The following is a 14,236-nucleotide window of genomic DNA, read 5'->3' as shown; positions in this document are numbered from 1 at the left end:
CGGGCTTCGCCCTGCAGGGGAGGGGGAATTTCGCTTTTACCCGCAGACTATAAACAGGTTCTAAAAACCCCGCTACAGCGGGGTTTTGGGGGTCAGAACGGGATGTCATCGTCGAAGTTGTCCTGGTCAATGGTGGGACCGCCAAAGCCGCCGTTGTTGTTCTGCGGCGGCACGGGCTTGTTCGGCGTCGCCGGTTGTTGCGGGCGGTTGCCGCCGGGCGCGCCGTAGTCCTGGTTGTAGTCGTCATAGCCGCCACCCTGGTCGTAGCCGCCGCCTTGCTGGCCATAGCCGCCGTTGTTGCGGTTGTTGTAGCCGCCTCCGCCGCCGAAGTTGCTTTCGCCGCCGCTGCGGCTGTCCAAAAACTGGATGCTGTCGGCGATGATTTCGGTGGTGTAACGCTGCTGGCCGCTTTGGTCGGTCCATTTGCGGGTTTGCAGTTTGCCTTCAACGTAGAGTTTGCTGCCTTTGCGCGTGTACTGGCCGATGATTTCGGCGGTTTTGCGGTAGGCGACAACGCGGTGCCATTCGGTGCGTTCGCGTTTTTCGCCGGTGTTTTTGTCGTTCCAGGTTTCCGAGGTCGCGATGGAGATGTTCGCGACCGGCTCGCCGTTGGGCATATAGCGCATATCCGGGTCGTTGCCCAGGTTGCCGATGAGTATGACTTTGTTGACGCCTGCCATGTGTTTCCTCGTGTGTTCAGGTTTTGGATTGCTGGGTTGTCAGAGGCTGGTTTGGTGTGAGCTATGCCTGCCGTCTGTTTTGTCGCTGCGCGATTTTTACACCCCCTCCCCAACCCTCCCCCGCTTCGCAGGGGAGGGGGCGAACAAAGCGGGGATTTATGTGTGTTTCAGGGCTGTTGTGCGCCGCGTAGTGTAGCGGTTTTGCCCATCTTCAGCAAAATGAGCGCGGCGATGGCGCTGGCGATGGCGAGCGCGGTGAGTACCACGCCGGGGCTTTGGTTTTGCCAGAGGCGGCCACCGATGGCACCGCCGCTGAAGCTGCCGATGAACTGCGCGCTGCTGTAAATGCCCATCGCCTTGCCCCGGCTGTCCGGCGCGGCGTTTTGCGCGACCCAGTGCGGCAGGCCGGTTTCGAGACGGTAGAAGGCGATGAAATAGACGGTGAGCGCGGTGAGCAGCCAGGCGGTGTGGTTAAGCGGCACGGCGAGCAGCGCGGCACCGGCGGCAAGGATAAGGAAATTCACGCCGAAACTGAGCGGATGCGGTGCGTTTTTCCGACGCATGAAGGCGAGCGCGATGAGGTTGGCGGGCAGATAGAGCCACCAGTGGTACGCTTTGTCAATGCCGCCTGCGACCAGTAGCGGCGGCAGCACGAGGAAGGTGGCGGTGAAGATGGCGTGCAGGGTGAAGATGGTGGCGGCGGCCTGGTAAACGGGTTTGGCGTGGTACTGCGCGCCGCTGGTGGTCGGGTGGGCGACGGCGGGCAGGCGCAGGCTGGCGGCAAGCGCGGCGGCGGCGAGCAGGGCGATGAGGGCAAAGAGTCCGGCAACGCCAATCCAGTTGGCGATGAGCGGGCCGAGGATGAGCGAGAGGACGAAGGCGATGCCGATGCTCGCGCCGAGAATCGCCATCGTCTTGCCGAGTTTTTCCGGCGGGGTGATGTCGGTGGCATACGCCAACGCGACGGCGGCAATCGCCCCCATGCCCTGCACCGCACGCGCGGCAATCATCATATATATGTCGCTGGCACACGCCGCCAGCAGGCTGCCCGCGACAAAGAGGGCGAGACCGCCCGCGATGACCGGTTTGCGCCCGTAGCGGTCGGAGAGCCAGCCGCAGGGGATTTGCAACAGCCCCTGACTGAGTCCATAGATGCCAAGCGCGATGCCGACCAGGGTTTTGTTCGCCCCCGCCAGCTCGTTCGCATACAGGCTGAACACGGGGAAAATCATGAACAGGCCGAGCATCCGCGTGATGTAAATGGCGGTGAGGGCGGCAACGCCGCGTTGCCAGCGCGACTGGCTCATGCGGCGTCCTGACTGGCGAGGAGTTCGCGAATCATGCGTGCGGTGGCGTAGCGCCCGGCATCGCCCTGCAACCACGGCAGCACGCTGCCCGCGCCGTCGTAACAGGCGAATTGCAGCACATCATCATCGCCCTGCAACAGCAGGCGGATTTCGCCGTCAGCGTCGCGGAATACCGCCTCAACGTGGTCATGCCCCGCTTCGAGCGCGTCCGCCATTTGCGCCAAATCGGCGAGACTGTCATGGCGGGCGGGGTCGGCGGCGAAGCGGTACTGGCCGAAACCGTAAATCAGCTCAAAAGTGAGTGCGTCCGCCGCGCGTGCGACCACGGCGAGCGCAAGCGGGCGGGAAAAATTCATGAAATGTTGCCCGGCGGGGCTGGCGTCTTGATAGGGCATGGGGAAATCCTTACGGTACAATGCGCGCTCATTTTACCCCGGAGAAACCCGTATGGACTGGAATAAATTGGGCGCGGTCGCCATTGGCGCCTACTTCATCTATCTGTTTTATCGCGAAGTCAAAAACGGCGGCTACAAGGCGCTGATGGAGCGCTCCCGCAACGCGCCGCAGCACTGGGGCACCTTCGCCTTCCTCGTGGCGATGGTGGTGCTGTTCGTCATCTTCCTCATCAAAATGTGATGCTGATTGACATCGGCTGCAACCTCGCAAGCCCCCGCCTGTTGCCGCACGTCGGCCGCATCCTCGCGGACGCGCGGCGCGCGGGCGTCACCCGGCAAATCATCACCGGCAGCGACGCCGCCAGCAACGAAACCGCGCTGGCGCTCGCCAACCACTACAGCGAACTCTACGCCACCGCCGGTTTCCACCCGCACCACGCCAACGAATGGCAGGCACCGTCGCACCGCCTGCTGCTGCAAACCCTGGCGCGCGAACCACGCTGCGTTGCCGTTGGGGAAATGGGGCTGGACTACTTTCGCAACCTCGCCCTGCCCGCGAACCAGCGCCGCTGCTTCGCCGACCAGCTGGCGATTGCCAAAACCGTCCAAAAACCCGTCTTCCTGCACGAACGCGACGCCTTTGCCGACTTCAGCGCCATTTTGGGCGAAGCGCTGCCGGAACTCGCGGGTGCGGTCTGGCACTGCTTCACCGGCACGCGCGGGCAAATGGAGGCGATGGCAGCGCGCGGCGTGTACTTCGGCATCACCGGCTGGATATGCGACCCCGCGCGCGGCGCGGCATTGCGCGACACCGTGCGCCACATCCCGGACGACCGCCTGATGCTGGAAAGCGACGCGCCGTACCTCACCCCGAAAACGCTGAACCCGCTGCCGCGCGTGAACGAACCGCAGTACCTGCCGGAAGTGCTGCGCGTCGTCGCCGAATGCCGCGACCAAAGCGAAGCGGACGTCGCCCGCCTGACGACGGAAAACGCGCGACGGTTTTTTGGCATTGACTGAATACCGGCCTTCGCCAATTCGCTCCCTCCCCCTGTGGGGGAGGGTCGGGGTGGGGTTTATCGCGACACGCACGGAGTTCTTGCAGCAGCCAGTAGCGGCTTCAAAAAACGCCTCACCAAATAAATTCTTGGAATCACCCCATGCCCTTCACCGCAGAACAACAAACATCGCTGCTTGCCGAAAAAGGCATCGGCAAAACCGTGCTACAACGCCTCGCGCAAATGGGGCTGGACGACGTGGCAGCGCTCGCCAACGCCGACATTGAAGAAGTGCTGTCGCTTGGCGCGCTGCTCACCGGCAGCAGTTGCTGGAAAAACAGCCCGCAATCCCGCGCGGCGATTGCCACCGCCATCGCCTGGGCGCAGCGGCAATGATGCAAGTTGCGGCGCTCACTTGCCGCACAATCATAAAAAACCGCCGCATCTCGCGGCGGTTTTATCGTTTGTCATACAGGCGCGACGGCTTCCGCCTCCGCCGGTTTTGGCGGCATTTTCAGCGCCAGCCATTTCATATAGCCGCGTTCGTCCAGCTCCTTGATGGTGATTTCGTAGCCGTCCAGGTCGAGGCGGTCGCCTGCAACCGGCACATCGCCGAACCGTTCGCGGAAGAGTTCCCCCAACGTGCGGTCGGCGTCTTCTTCGCGCAGGTTTAATTGATGCGCCTTGGCCAGTTCGCCAATGCGCACATACGGCTTGACTTCAATTTCACCATAAAATTCCTGCTCGCTTTCGCTTTGCTTGCTGCTGGCGAATTGCTCGGCAAATTCATTGCCCCGGTCTTCCGGGAAAACATACCAGGCGACATCGCCTTTTTTCATTTGGGAATTCATGCCGACTTTCATGATGGCGCCATCGCGGATAAGGGCAAAGAGGCGGGCATTGGCAAATTGTTTCAGGCGGGTCAGTGCATAGGGGTGGCTGCGCTCTGCCTTGGAATTTTCGGCAACGCGGAAGGATTGCAGTTGCAGCGTCAGTTTGTCGGTCAGCCAGATTTCATCGCTCGATAGCGGTTCCGGGCGCGGCGGCAAATCGACTTTCAGTTTGCGCGCCATAAAGCCGAGAGTCGTTCCCTGAATCAGCAGCGAGAAAATGACGACGGAAAAGATGACGTCAAAAATGAGTTGGGAATTGGGAATACCCTCCATCAGCGGCATCATCGCCAGGGTAATGGGTACCGCACCGCGCAGGCCAACCCAACTGATATACGCCATTTCCCGTTTGCCATAGGGAAAGAATACCAGCGAAGTGAATACGGCAATGGGGCGCGCGACCAAAATGAGGCAGGCGGCAATAATCAGCGCATAGAATCCTTTTTCAAAGAGACGGCTCGGCGTCACCAACAAACCGAGAACGAGGAACATGGATGCCTGCGCCAACCAGGCGAGGCCGTCCATGACATTGAGCATGGGCTCATTGGCGCGCCCGCGCGAATTGCCGACGAGAATACCGGCGAGATAGACAGCGAGGAATCCGCTACCGCCAAAAAGATTGGTAAAGGCGAAAAGCATCAGCCCGCCGGATGCAATTAAAAGCGCATATAATCCTTCCGCCAGTTCAATGCGGCGCAAGAGCCAGGCAAGTCCTTTCCCCGCCAGCCAGCCGAATAATAATCCGAGGCAGAGTTGTTGCAGCAGCATCACAATAAAGGAAAGGACACTGGCATTCTCCGGCTGGTTCAGCATGGTAATCATCGCCGTCACCAAAAAAATGGCAGTCGGGTCGTTCGCGCCGCTTTCCAGTTCCAAAGTCGAGAGAATGCGCGAATTTAAGCGGACGCCGCTACTGCGCAATAATGAAAATACTGCGGCGGCATCGGTCGAACCGACAATGGCCGCCATCAAAAAGCCCAATTGCCAACTGACGTTGAGGAAATAAGTGGTAAAGAGGCCAAGCACCAATACCGTCGCCAATACGCCCCAACTGGCGAGTACCGCCGCCGGTTTGAGCGAGATGCGCAGGCTGGCGGTGCTGGTGCGCAGGCCGCCGTCGAGCAGGATGATGGCGAGTGCCAACTGTCCGACGAGGTTCGCCGCGAGGAAATTGCTGAACTCGATGCCGCCGATGCCTTCCTCGCCAGCGAGCATCCCCACGCCAAGGAATACCAGCAACAGCGGCATCCCGATATAGGCCGAGAGGCGGGTGGCTACTATGCTGATAAAAAAGAGAAAGGCGAAAATCAGGAACATCAGGTTCATACTTTCCATAAGCGGTTTTCCTCAAGCTGGCGGGGCGGGTGATTGATTAAATGCCATTATTGTAAGCGAAAAGCCCATGTCCGCCGGGGGAAATTCCGCCGCTTTGCGGGATGTTCATTCGTCTCGCACCGCGCGCCACCAGTCGCGTTGCGGCAGTGCGCGGTAATCAAATACCTCGCCAGGCAGCGGCTGGTCTTTGGCGGCGGCAGTAAAGCGCTCAATCGGCTCGCGCCATTCATAACGGTGCAGCGGGAACTTTGCCTGCGGGCGGGGAAAAATAGCCCGCAAGAAAATCGCCCATGCCGGTACGCCGTTCGCTTGCAGTGACGAGCTCAGTCGGCTCCAGATTGACAAAAATTTTGCCATTAAAATGCGGCGATGCCTGAATGCGTTTCAGGCTCACCGCATCGGGTTTGCCGCCGAAAGTTGGATTGAGCCAGACATAAGCGATGCTGACGACAATCAATAAAAGAACAAGAATGAACAGCCATTTAAGCGTGGAAAAAAATACTTCACACCATCTCAAAAAAACAAAAAGGTAAGCCGCCCGTTACGGACGGCAAATCATAAAATGCAATCAATGCAGCGCGTCATATGCGCGCGCATCAACCGGCTCAAAAAATTCTGTCTGCCCGGCAGTAATGGCGACATGGCTGAACCAACTGTCTTTTTGCGCGCCGTGCCAATGCCGGATGCCTTTGTGGGTGACAACGACATCGCCCGGATGCAACGCACGCGCCGCCTCTCCCGCCTCCTGATACCAGCCCGCGCCAGCAGTGACAAGCAGAATTTGATAGCCATCGGTATGAATATGCCAGTGATTGCGACAGCCAGGCTCAAAGGTGACGTTGGCGACCGACAGTGGAATATCGGCATCCGCAACCAGCTTGTGCAGATAACTCTGGCCGGTAAAAAATGGCGCATAGGCGTCGTTTTTGTCGCCCCGCGGGAAAATGCCTTGTTGCACGGATTTATTTTGGCTCATGTTTGACTCCTCGTTTTCATCGAATGGCGCCCAATGCCATTCCTTCTTTGACTCATCAGCATAACACGCCAGACCAGGATATGGCCGGCAAAGGCGAGACACATAACCCATAATCGCGCCCTGCGGTGAGGGCATATCTGCTTCCGCGCATCGACTTTGAACCCAAAGCGGGAAATTGCATAAACTGTATGGCGATACTCGCAAAGTTCTGTACAAAACGCGCCGCTAAAGTCAGTACGGCAAAGTGGCGCAATACTGCACAGGGCTTTGTGAGAATTACCCTGCAAATTGACCCGCAACAAGGAATAAACCCATGCCCCTCGATTACGCCGCCCGCAACCCGTTGCCGTTTGACCTCCTCTCCATCCAGTCGCAAGTCGTCTATGGCACCGTCGGCAACAACGCCGCGCTGCCAACGCTTGCCCGGCACGGCATCCGCGCCGCCGCCGTGCCAACCGTGCTCTACTCCAACACCCCGCACTACGACACCATCCACGGCGGCGCCATTCCCGCCGACTGGTTTCGCGGCTACCTTGCCGACCTCGACCGCCGCCGCGCGCTGGATGCTACCCGCGCCATCATCCTCGGCTACCTCGGTAGCGCCGAACAGGCGGACATCCTCGCCGACTGGCTCGACGCCGAAAAAGCACGCCGCCCGCAACTGCACATCAGCATCGACCCGGTGCTGGGCGACCACGACAGCGGCCTCTATGTGCGCCCCGAACTCGCCGCCAGTTACCGCGACCGCCTCGCCGCCTGCGCCGACCTCATCACCCCGAACCACTACGAACTCGGCTATTTGAGCGAGCGCCCGACCGACAGCCTCGACGCGACCATCGCCGCCGCACGCAGCCTGCTCGGCGCGCGCCTGCACACCATCATCGTCACCAGCAGCCCCGGCGCTAAAGACGGCGAAATCGCCAACCTCATCATTACCCGCGACGGTGTCGCGCAAAGCCATCACCCGCGCATTGCGAGCGACGTCAAAGGCACTGGCGACGCCTTCCACGCCGCGCTCACCGCCTCCCTGTTAAACGGCGCGCCGCTCAACGATGCGGTGCAGGCGGCGGGCGACTGGGTCGTCGCCGCGCTGCGTTATACCGCCACTGAAAACAGCGGCGAACTACGCTTCCCGCCGCAATGAACAGCGCCTTTCATGGTGGGGCAAGCCCCACCCTACGCGCGATTGCCCCCTTGCGGCGACAAAAAAACGGGCATCGTCGATGCCCGTTGTTCTATTCAATAGCGCGATGGCATTTGCTCAAACACCATGCTGTGCCGGGTGCTGCGCTGCGGCGCGCGGGTGAAAAAATCCGTTTTGGCGGGATGCGGATGCGCCTTGTCCGGGACGATGGCGAGGATTTTGCCGCTCAAATGGCTGTCGCGGGTTTTCCAGGCATCGAGGAATTGCGCGCGGCTCAGGGAAACATGACCCAGCGACGGGTCGGCCAGCAGTACGGTCTCGCCGTCAATGCCGTAGAGTACGGAAAAATGGTCGTTGTTGCGGTAGCGCAGATAGACGATGACCGGCGCGCGCAGTTGTTGCAACTGCTCAAAGGAGACAGCATAGCCTTCGGCGCGGAATCCCAGCGATGGCATGATTTTCTGCATATCGGCGAAGGAGGCTTTCCAGGTTTCCTGCGCTTCCTTGCTTAATAATTCCAGGATTTCTTTTTCACTATAAGTTAGACCGTATTGGCGGTTAAGCAGGGTGGCAATGGATGCCGCGCCGCAGGAGAAATCGTAATCCTGTTTGACGATGCCCGCATCGCGCATCGCCTTCCAGCTTTTAACCGCCGGTTGTTCGGTCAAAATCGCACGGTGTTCCGGGAAAGGCGCTGCGGCGAATGCAAGACTGCTGATTAATATCAAAAATATCCCGTATCGCATGAAGCGCTCCAACTATGAACGGCCACTATATTTTGAAGGGTCAAGCAGCAAGAAAAAGCCTGCAAAAAATAAGAATGGTGAAAAACAGTGCAACAGGGTTTCATGCCATTCATGCAGTATAAATGAAGCGATAACATAATATACGAGTGTAACGGCAACAATAACCAGAAAATAGTATCTTTTCTTGATAGGTTTTAATGCCGCCCTCTTCTCCATGAACCTTAGCGGAATCATAAGAAAAACAGCAAGAATCATCTCAAACAAAATAGAATTTATATGAACATCCATAGTTTTAATCCCCTGTAGAATTTCATTGTCTTGCCGAGGTCATGTACCCCGTTTTACGTTTTATTGTATGCAGACGTACTGGCCTCGGCAACGCTAAAAATTAACCCATGTTCATGCGGCATTGGTTTTTATTCCTCGTCCTGTTTTTCCTGTTTGGAGCGGGCATGAAGCATTATTGTATGATGTATTCCTGCCAGCGTTATCAGACCAATCACAATTACTGCAAATATAGATGGCATAAATTCCTGCAAGACGACAGATTCAAATGCAAAAATGGCGACAGCAACCAAAACCAGCGGTAATAATTTCTGTTTGAATGGTTTGTCCTGATTGCCTGTTATGGTGCCAATATAAATAATGGCAGCAGGAATCATGAAAATTATGATGTGTTCCAGTTGTTCGTGAGTCATACTTTTTCCTGTTTGACAATTTCCTTATTATGCACTTAATCTGGCCGCTTTTAACACTAGACTTTTGATTAAAGTTACATGACAATTTCTAAAAAATTATTGTCCCGCAGCAGGTTAAACATATAAAAGTGCATCCATAATAAAAGCACCAGTAACGGCGGAAAATGCCAAAACCCACCAATAACGCCAAATATCATAAAGGTTATAAAAAGATAGACGAGGCTGTCGATAACCGCCAAACGCAGTAGCCGTCTCCGATCTGGTGTATGGGTCAGGCAGCGGATATGAAAGGTAAACAACCGCCGTCCAATTTCAAATGCCAGTAAGGTAAAAAGGCCGATATTGCTTTGGAAGTAGCTCATGGTCTTCCTTTGGTCTTGTTCCACCATTTTTCAAACGCCGTTGTAATGCTGATAAACAGGTAACGGATAACCGCGACAATGAGAACGACGCCCGTCATGCCACCAAAGAAGTAAAAGAGGAATCTGATGTCATAGATGCCGGTAATCATGGCATGAAAGATGTAAAATCCTGTCGCCGCCAACATGAAGGCCAGCAGTTTTTGTTTTGCCGGCCTGGTGGACATCATAATCCAGCCAATATAGAAGATGGCGGCCAGACGGATTATAGTGAGGTTAAATTCGCTGTTATCCATTGCCTTCATCCTTGCATCAAAGGTATCTGCCGATTTTTTGTTAGTACGACGGCATTTCTGGATTCCATACATATTGTTCCGATAAATTCCGTTAATCTGGTTTGCATCGCACCTGATGGTGTTTGCTTGTCAAGCTGTGGCGATTTTTACGCATGGTTTCGTATATGGTCGTCCACCGAAAGCCTCATACGGTGTTACGCCGCTGACTGGGTACTGTCTTCAGCGACGCGCCTTGTCTGAAACTTTCAGTGGATGACTATAGAATCGTAGGGTGTGTGCCGCAGGCACGCACGCGTTTGTCTGTCAAAATGCCTACGAACAGAATCTGCCATAGGATGCGCCTCGGCGCACTATCCGGGTGATGGCGACAATTTTTTTGCAGCTACGGCGGTGCGCCTTGTACAGAACGTTTTGGGTATTGCTATAAACGGAATGGGACAGTACGACGAGGGCGCCCTATGGTGATTCGTTTCTGGATATGAAAAACGGGCATCAGCAGATGCCCGTTTTTATTGCCGTGAGGTTATCAGAGGCAAACCAGTTTGCCGTCTTTCAGCACGCCTTCCTGCGCGTCATAAAGCACTTGCGCGCTGTGCGAGAGGGCAACGCTTTCGTCTTTGTTCAGCGGCGGCATCAGGGTTTCGAGGATGCCTTTGCGACCCACGAGGCGCGGCAGCGACAGGCAGACTTCGTCAAACGGGCTGTCGCCAGAGACGGTGAAGACGGCGTGGCGGTCGTTGATGATGGCGTCTGCCAAGCTGTTCACCGCGATGCCGATGCCGTAGTAGGTGGCGTGTTTGCCGGCAATGATGGCGAGTGCGGCGTTGCGCACGTCGTAGGCGATGGCCTCCTTGATTTTGTCGTCCCACGGGATTTGCCGCTCGCTCATGAAGGTGGCGACCGGCATCCCGGCGATGAGCGCGCCGCTCCAGCACATCACGGAGGAGTCGCCGTGTTCGCCCATGACGTAGGAGTGGACGTAGCGCGCATTGACCCCGGCGCGCTCGCCGATGAGCTGGCGGAAGCGGGCGCTGTCGAGGATGGTGCCGGAGCCCATCACCAGCGATGGGTTCGGGTGCAGCGCGCGGGCGATGCTGGTCATGATGTCCACCGGGTTGGAGACAAGCAGCACGACCGCATCGGGTGCGGCCTGGACGACTTGCGGCACGATGCTGGCGAGGATGGCGGCGTTGCGCGACAGCAGGTTCAGCCGCGATTCGCCCGGTTTTTGGTTGGAGCCGGCGGCGATGACGACCAGCGCGGCACCGGTGAGGTCTTTGTAGTCGCCCGCGTAGGCACGCACGCCTTTGGCGAGCGGCGCGCCGTGGGCGATGTCGGCAGCTTCGGCGCGGGCGCGCGGTTCGTCGCGGTCAATCAGCACGATTTCGCTACAGGTGCCGTTGAGCATCATTGCGTATGCGGCGGTGGCGCCGACGAATCCGGCGCCGATGATTCCTACTTTTGCCATGGGTTTCTCCTGTTTGTGGGTTGGAAGGATTTGTTTTGCTGGATGGGTTTAAGGGTTGCGGCGGCGGGCTCAGACGAGGTTCTGCACCTGCTCCCGCATTTGTTCAATAAGGACTTTGAGCTCAACCGATGCCTGGCTTTGCGCGTTGTCGCCCGCCTTGGAGCCGAGCGTGTTCGCTTCGCGGTTAAATTCCTGCATGAGGAAATCGAGACGGCGACCAATTGCGCCGTGCTGTTGCAGGGTTTTGCGCGCTTCCTCGATGTGGAAGCGCAGCCGGTCCAGCTCTTCCTGCACGTCCATTTTGGACAGTATTTGCGACAGCGCCTGCCCGGCAATAGCGGGATCGGCCTCAAATTGCAGCGTACGCAGGCGTTCCTGCATGATGGCGGCGGTTTTTTCCTGCAACTGCGGCAGCCCGGCAACCACACCGTCCAGCACCGCGCTCATGCTGTCCAGCCGCGCACCCAGCACCCCGGCAATCGCTTCGCCTTCGCGCGCGCGCATGGCGATGAAATCGGCGAGTGCGGCGTCAAAGAGGCGCAGTACGGCGGCATCCAGCGCGTCTTCGCTGTTGTATTCACGCACCAGCACGCCGGGCAGGGCGAGCAGGTCGCTCCAGCCGGGCGCACCCAGATTCGCCTGCGGGTCGGCGGCGGCGAACTTGTCCAGCCAGGCGGTGAGCGCATTGGCATCCAGCCGCTGCGCATTACCCTCGCCCATGTTCTCGACGAATATCCAGATTTCCACCTTGCCGCGCGCGACTTCCGCCTGCAGGCGCTCGCGAATCGCGCCTTCCAGATGGCGCAGCGTGTCGCCCATTTTTACCTGGATTTCAAGGAAGCGGTGATTCACCGATTTCAATTCCACACTGATGCGCCATTGCGCGTTTTCTTCGGTGGCGCGGGCGAAGGCGGTCATACTCTGTCGCATGGGCAATGTCCCTGTAAGAAAGTCGGGCGCATGATACGCCCTTTTGCCGGAAAACACAGCGCGCACCCCTTATAATGCGCGGCCTGCCCACATTAACCCACAAGGAATCATCATGCGCGCCAGCAACCGCCGTCCCGACCAGCTCCGCCCCGTCAGCATCGAACGCGGCATCAACAAATACGCCGAAGGCTCGGCACTCATCCGCTGCGGCGACACCCACGTCCTCTGCACCGCCAGCGTCGAAGAAAAAGTACCGCCCTTCCTCCGTGGCAAGGGACAAGGCTGGGTGACGGCCGAATACGGGATGCTGCCGCGCGCCACGCATGAGCGCACCGTGCGCGAATCCGCCCGTGGCAAACAGCAGGGGCGCACCGTGGAAATCCAGCGCCTGATTGGCCGCTCGCTGCGCGCAGTGGTGGATTTAAGCGCGCTCGGCGACCGCGCAATAACGATTGACTGCGACGTGCTGCAAGCCGACGGCGGTACGCGCACCGCGGCGATTAGCGGCGGCTTTGTCGCTTTGGCGGATGCCATCCGCACCCTGATTCAGCAGGGACGGCTGAAACAAAACCCGCTGCACGGCCAGCTCGCTGCCGTCTCCGTCGGCGTGTATCGCGGCACGCCGCTGTTGGATTTGGAATACGCCGAAGACAGCGAAGCCGAGACCGACATGAACATCGTGATGAACGACGGCGGCGCTTTTATCGAAATCCAGGGTACGGCAGAAGGCCACGCCTTCCGCCACGAAGAAATGCAGGCGATGCTGGCGCTGGCCGACAAGGGCATCCGCGAAATCATGCAGGTGCAGAAACAGGCGCTGGGGCTATAACCCCTTTCGGGCAAACAACCGCAGACAAATTCAAAAAAGGGGACAAACCCGACAGCCACCGATACTTATATATATGGCCATACACCTAAAGCCTCAGGACAAGGCGCCGCGACGAAGCGTACGCCTTTATACGGCGAGGAGATGCAACGCCGTATGAGGCTTTAGAGGGAATGGCGAAAAAGTCATCCTGAACACCATGCCCCCCATCCTCACCACCCTCAAAACCCTGCCCGCGCGCTACTGGAGCAACAGCGCCGCGGCATTCATCAGCCTCTATTTCGGCGCGAGCTTCGTCCACGGCGTCCTCTGGCGCGGTGAAGTCCACCTCGTGCCGTGGCTGCTGGCGCTCATGACCAGCCTGGCGCTTGCCGCCCTGCCCTGGCTGTGGCTGCGCTACCACCGCCGCATCCTGCAACACATCCACAAACCGCCGACCATCCACGAGCAGACCCTCGCCCGCGCCCACGCCGACCTCGCCGCGCTGCGCGAAAACGCGGTGCAATACCGCAGCCGCGCCGACGGCGAGCGCATTGGGCTTCTGCTCGAACAACTCTGCAACCACAGCGAAACCTACCTCGAAAGCCTGCGCGGCGACGACGACAAAATCCGCGCCAACCGCCCGCTGCTCACCGTGTACCTGCCCGAACTGGTGTACATCAGCCTGCTCTACCTGCAACTGCCTGCGAGCGAGCTGGGCGAACACAACCGCCGCCAACTGCTGCAACTGGTACACGACACCCACGACCACATCCAGTACGGCCACCAGCACCAGCGCGCCCGCACCCTGCGCGACCTCGAAACCCGGATGGAAGTCCTGCGCGACCGTCTCGACAGCCGCCCGCCGCAAGCCAAAACCTGACAAAACCGTTATAATCGCGCGACTTGCAACCCACCCCCGACCGCCCATGACCTTCCCCCGCGCCCTCGGCCTGCTGCTGCTTGCCAGCGCCATTTTCCTCCCCGCCTGCATGAGCCTGTTCCGCTGATGAACCTCGAAGACGCCCAAAAAAAACTCAAACAACAATACCTCGCGCTGCGCGGCGTCGGCCTGTACGTGCTGCAACTGCCGCTGTGGCTGGCCATCCCGGTGAACCTCTTCCGCGGCAAACTGCTTGGCGTCGCAACCGCGGCCGTTGCCATCGGCCTGCTCTGCTACGCCGCCGCCCTCACCCGCCAGCATTTCCA

The 14,236-nt window shown here is 58.5% G+C and carries 18 protein-coding genes and 1 pseudogene; 7 read left to right on the top strand and 12 right to left on the bottom strand.

What is annotated here, in order from left to right; genetic code table 11:
- Positions 1 to 92: 92 nt before the first annotated feature.
- From ssb to Q0349_RS03120, 3 genes are all read right to left on the bottom strand, one after another.
- On the bottom strand, positions 93 to 680 hold the full coding sequence (gene ssb, locus Q0349_RS03130) for a single-stranded DNA-binding protein (protein WP_298079420.1): 588 nt from the start codon (positions 678 to 680) through the stop codon (positions 93 to 95).
- A 167-nt stretch (positions 681 to 847) separates the two neighbouring features.
- A complete protein-coding gene (locus Q0349_RS03125) occupies positions 848 to 1,987 on the bottom strand; it encodes an MFS transporter (protein ID WP_298079419.1) in 1,140 nt (379 codons plus the stop codon).
- Entirely contained in the window at positions 1,984 to 2,382 is a 399-nt protein-coding gene (locus Q0349_RS03120; RefSeq protein ID WP_298079418.1) for a hypothetical protein, read from the bottom strand. The genes Q0349_RS03125 and Q0349_RS03120 overlap by 4 nt, the downstream gene beginning before the upstream one ends.
- 52 nt (positions 2,383 to 2,434) lie before the next feature.
- Between Q0349_RS03120 and Q0349_RS03115 the strand changes: the two genes are divergently transcribed.
- From Q0349_RS03115 to Q0349_RS03105, 3 genes are all read left to right on the top strand, one after another.
- The gene (locus Q0349_RS03115; protein ID WP_298079417.1) at positions 2,435 to 2,623 is read left to right on the top strand and encodes a hypothetical protein; all 189 of its coding nucleotides are present in this window, start codon (positions 2,435 to 2,437) and stop codon (positions 2,621 to 2,623) included.
- Positions 2,623 to 3,402, top strand: coding sequence for a TatD family hydrolase (locus Q0349_RS03110; RefSeq protein ID WP_298079416.1), 780 nt, complete (start codon positions 2,623 to 2,625; stop codon positions 3,400 to 3,402). The genes Q0349_RS03115 and Q0349_RS03110 overlap by 1 nt, the downstream gene beginning before the upstream one ends.
- 140 nt (positions 3,403 to 3,542) lie before the next feature.
- A complete protein-coding gene (locus Q0349_RS03105; protein ID WP_298079415.1) occupies positions 3,543 to 3,776 on the top strand; it encodes a recombinase RecA in 234 nt (77 codons plus the stop codon).
- A gap of 71 nt (positions 3,777 to 3,847) precedes the next feature.
- Here Q0349_RS03105 and Q0349_RS03100 read toward each other — a convergent pair whose 3' ends face one another.
- From Q0349_RS03100 to Q0349_RS03090, 3 genes are all read right to left on the bottom strand, one after another.
- The gene (locus tag Q0349_RS03100; RefSeq protein ID WP_298079414.1) at positions 3,848 to 5,605 is read right to left on the bottom strand and encodes a potassium/proton antiporter; all 1,758 of its coding nucleotides are present in this window, start codon (positions 5,603 to 5,605) and stop codon (positions 3,848 to 3,850) included.
- Between the two features lie 105 nt (positions 5,606 to 5,710).
- Positions 5,711 to 5,950, bottom strand: a complete 240-nt coding sequence (locus Q0349_RS03095) for a hypothetical protein (protein ID WP_298079413.1) — start codon at positions 5,948 to 5,950, stop codon at positions 5,711 to 5,713.
- Positions 5,951 to 6,173: 223 nt separating this feature from the next.
- A complete protein-coding gene (locus Q0349_RS03090; RefSeq protein WP_366916263.1) occupies positions 6,174 to 6,581 on the bottom strand; it encodes a cupin domain-containing protein in 408 nt (135 codons plus the stop codon).
- 313 nt (positions 6,582 to 6,894) lie between these two features.
- On the opposite strand from Q0349_RS03090, the gene pdxK reads away from it, so the two are divergent.
- A complete protein-coding gene (gene pdxK, locus Q0349_RS03085; protein WP_298079411.1) occupies positions 6,895 to 7,725 on the top strand; it encodes a pyridoxine/pyridoxal/pyridoxamine kinase in 831 nt (276 codons plus the stop codon).
- A gap of 95 nt (positions 7,726 to 7,820) precedes the next feature.
- Here the strand turns inward: pdxK and Q0349_RS03080 are convergent, their stop codons facing one another.
- The 6 genes from Q0349_RS03080 to Q0349_RS03055 form a co-directional block, all read right to left on the bottom strand.
- Positions 7,821 to 8,357 carry a C39 family peptidase gene (locus Q0349_RS03080; protein WP_366916262.1) on the bottom strand — a complete coding sequence of 179 codons (537 nt, stop codon included), beginning with the start codon at positions 8,355 to 8,357 and terminating at the stop codon, positions 7,821 to 7,823.
- Positions 8,358 to 8,887: 530 nt separating this feature from the next.
- The gene (locus Q0349_RS03075; RefSeq protein ID WP_298079409.1) at positions 8,888 to 9,169 is read right to left on the bottom strand and encodes a hypothetical protein; all 282 of its coding nucleotides are present in this window, start codon (positions 9,167 to 9,169) and stop codon (positions 8,888 to 8,890) included.
- 74 nt (positions 9,170 to 9,243) lie between these two features.
- Positions 9,244 to 9,531: a hypothetical protein gene (locus Q0349_RS03070; protein ID WP_298079408.1), complete on the bottom strand. Its 288-nt coding sequence runs from the start codon at positions 9,529 to 9,531 to the stop codon at positions 9,244 to 9,246.
- A complete protein-coding gene (locus tag Q0349_RS03065; RefSeq protein WP_298079407.1) occupies positions 9,528 to 9,896 on the bottom strand; it encodes a hypothetical protein in 369 nt (122 codons plus the stop codon). The genes Q0349_RS03070 and Q0349_RS03065 overlap by 4 nt, the downstream gene beginning before the upstream one ends.
- A 454-nt stretch (positions 9,897 to 10,350) precedes the next feature.
- Complete coding sequence (locus Q0349_RS03060) at positions 10,351 to 11,292, bottom strand: L-lactate dehydrogenase (RefSeq protein ID WP_298079406.1); 942 nt, start codon at positions 11,290 to 11,292, stop codon at positions 10,351 to 10,353.
- Between the two features lie 69 nt (positions 11,293 to 11,361).
- Positions 11,362 to 12,210: a YicC/YloC family endoribonuclease gene (locus tag Q0349_RS03055; RefSeq protein ID WP_298079405.1), complete on the bottom strand. Its 849-nt coding sequence runs from the start codon at positions 12,208 to 12,210 to the stop codon at positions 11,362 to 11,364.
- A 124-nt stretch (positions 12,211 to 12,334) separates the two neighbouring features.
- Between Q0349_RS03055 and rph the strand changes: the two genes are divergently transcribed.
- The 3 genes and pseudogenes from rph to Q0349_RS03040 form a co-directional block, all read left to right on the top strand.
- The gene (gene rph, locus Q0349_RS03050; protein ID WP_298079404.1) at positions 12,335 to 13,051 is read left to right on the top strand and encodes a ribonuclease PH; all 717 of its coding nucleotides are present in this window, start codon (positions 12,335 to 12,337) and stop codon (positions 13,049 to 13,051) included.
- Positions 13,052 to 13,247: 196 nt separating this feature from the next.
- Positions 13,248 to 13,910, top strand: a complete 663-nt coding sequence (locus tag Q0349_RS03045; protein WP_298079403.1) for a hypothetical protein — start codon at positions 13,248 to 13,250, stop codon at positions 13,908 to 13,910.
- Between the two features lie 126 nt (positions 13,911 to 14,036).
- Positions 14,037 to 14,236, top strand: a pseudogene (locus tag Q0349_RS03040) (hypothetical protein); the annotation flags it as partial.

This window comes from uncultured Cardiobacterium sp. (assembly GCF_938028185.1).
GTDB lineage: Bacteria > Pseudomonadota > Gammaproteobacteria > Cardiobacteriales > Cardiobacteriaceae > Cardiobacterium.
The sequence above is the reverse complement of the archived record's forward strand: the minus strand, read 5'-3'. Positions and strand labels throughout refer to the sequence as shown.

Coding starts and splice junctions, on each gene's coding strand:
- ssb (WP_298079420.1), bottom strand. CDS start 680: ATGGCAGGCGTCAACAAAGTCATACTCATCGGCAACCTGGGCAACGAC.
- Q0349_RS03125 (WP_298079419.1), bottom strand. CDS start 1,987: ATGAGCCAGTCGCGCTGGCAACGCGGCGTTGCCGCCCTCACCGCCATT.
- Q0349_RS03120 (WP_298079418.1), bottom strand. CDS start 2,382: ATGCCCTATCAAGACGCCAGCCCCGCCGGGCAACATTTCATGAATTTT.
- Q0349_RS03115 (WP_298079417.1), top strand. CDS start 2,435: ATGGACTGGAATAAATTGGGCGCGGTCGCCATTGGCGCCTACTTCATC.
- Q0349_RS03110 (WP_298079416.1), top strand. CDS start 2,623: ATGCTGATTGACATCGGCTGCAACCTCGCAAGCCCCCGCCTGTTGCCG.
- Q0349_RS03105 (WP_298079415.1), top strand. CDS start 3,543: ATGCCCTTCACCGCAGAACAACAAACATCGCTGCTTGCCGAAAAAGGC.
- Q0349_RS03100 (WP_298079414.1), bottom strand. CDS start 5,605: ATGGAAAGTATGAACCTGATGTTCCTGATTTTCGCCTTTCTCTTTTTT.
- Q0349_RS03090 (WP_366916263.1), bottom strand. CDS start 6,581: ATGAGCCAAAATAAATCCGTGCAACAAGGCATTTTCCCGCGGGGCGAC.
- pdxK (WP_298079411.1), top strand. CDS start 6,895: ATGCCCCTCGATTACGCCGCCCGCAACCCGTTGCCGTTTGACCTCCTC.
- Q0349_RS03080 (WP_366916262.1), bottom strand. CDS start 8,357: ATGCGCGATGCGGGCATCGTCAAACAGGATTACGATTTCTCCTGCGGC.
- Q0349_RS03075 (WP_298079409.1), bottom strand. CDS start 9,169: ATGACTCACGAACAACTGGAACACATCATAATTTTCATGATTCCTGCT.
- Q0349_RS03070 (WP_298079408.1), bottom strand. CDS start 9,531: ATGAGCTACTTCCAAAGCAATATCGGCCTTTTTACCTTACTGGCATTT.
- Q0349_RS03065 (WP_298079407.1), bottom strand. CDS start 9,896: ATGTATGGAATCCAGAAATGCCGTCGTACTAACAAAAAATCGGCAGAT.
- Q0349_RS03060 (WP_298079406.1), bottom strand. CDS start 11,292: ATGGCAAAAGTAGGAATCATCGGCGCCGGATTCGTCGGCGCCACCGCC.
- Q0349_RS03055 (WP_298079405.1), bottom strand. CDS start 12,210: ATGACCGCCTTCGCCCGCGCCACCGAAGAAAACGCGCAATGGCGCATC.
- rph (WP_298079404.1), top strand. CDS start 12,335: ATGCGCGCCAGCAACCGCCGTCCCGACCAGCTCCGCCCCGTCAGCATC.
- Q0349_RS03045 (WP_298079403.1), top strand. CDS start 13,248: ATGCCCCCCATCCTCACCACCCTCAAAACCCTGCCCGCGCGCTACTGG.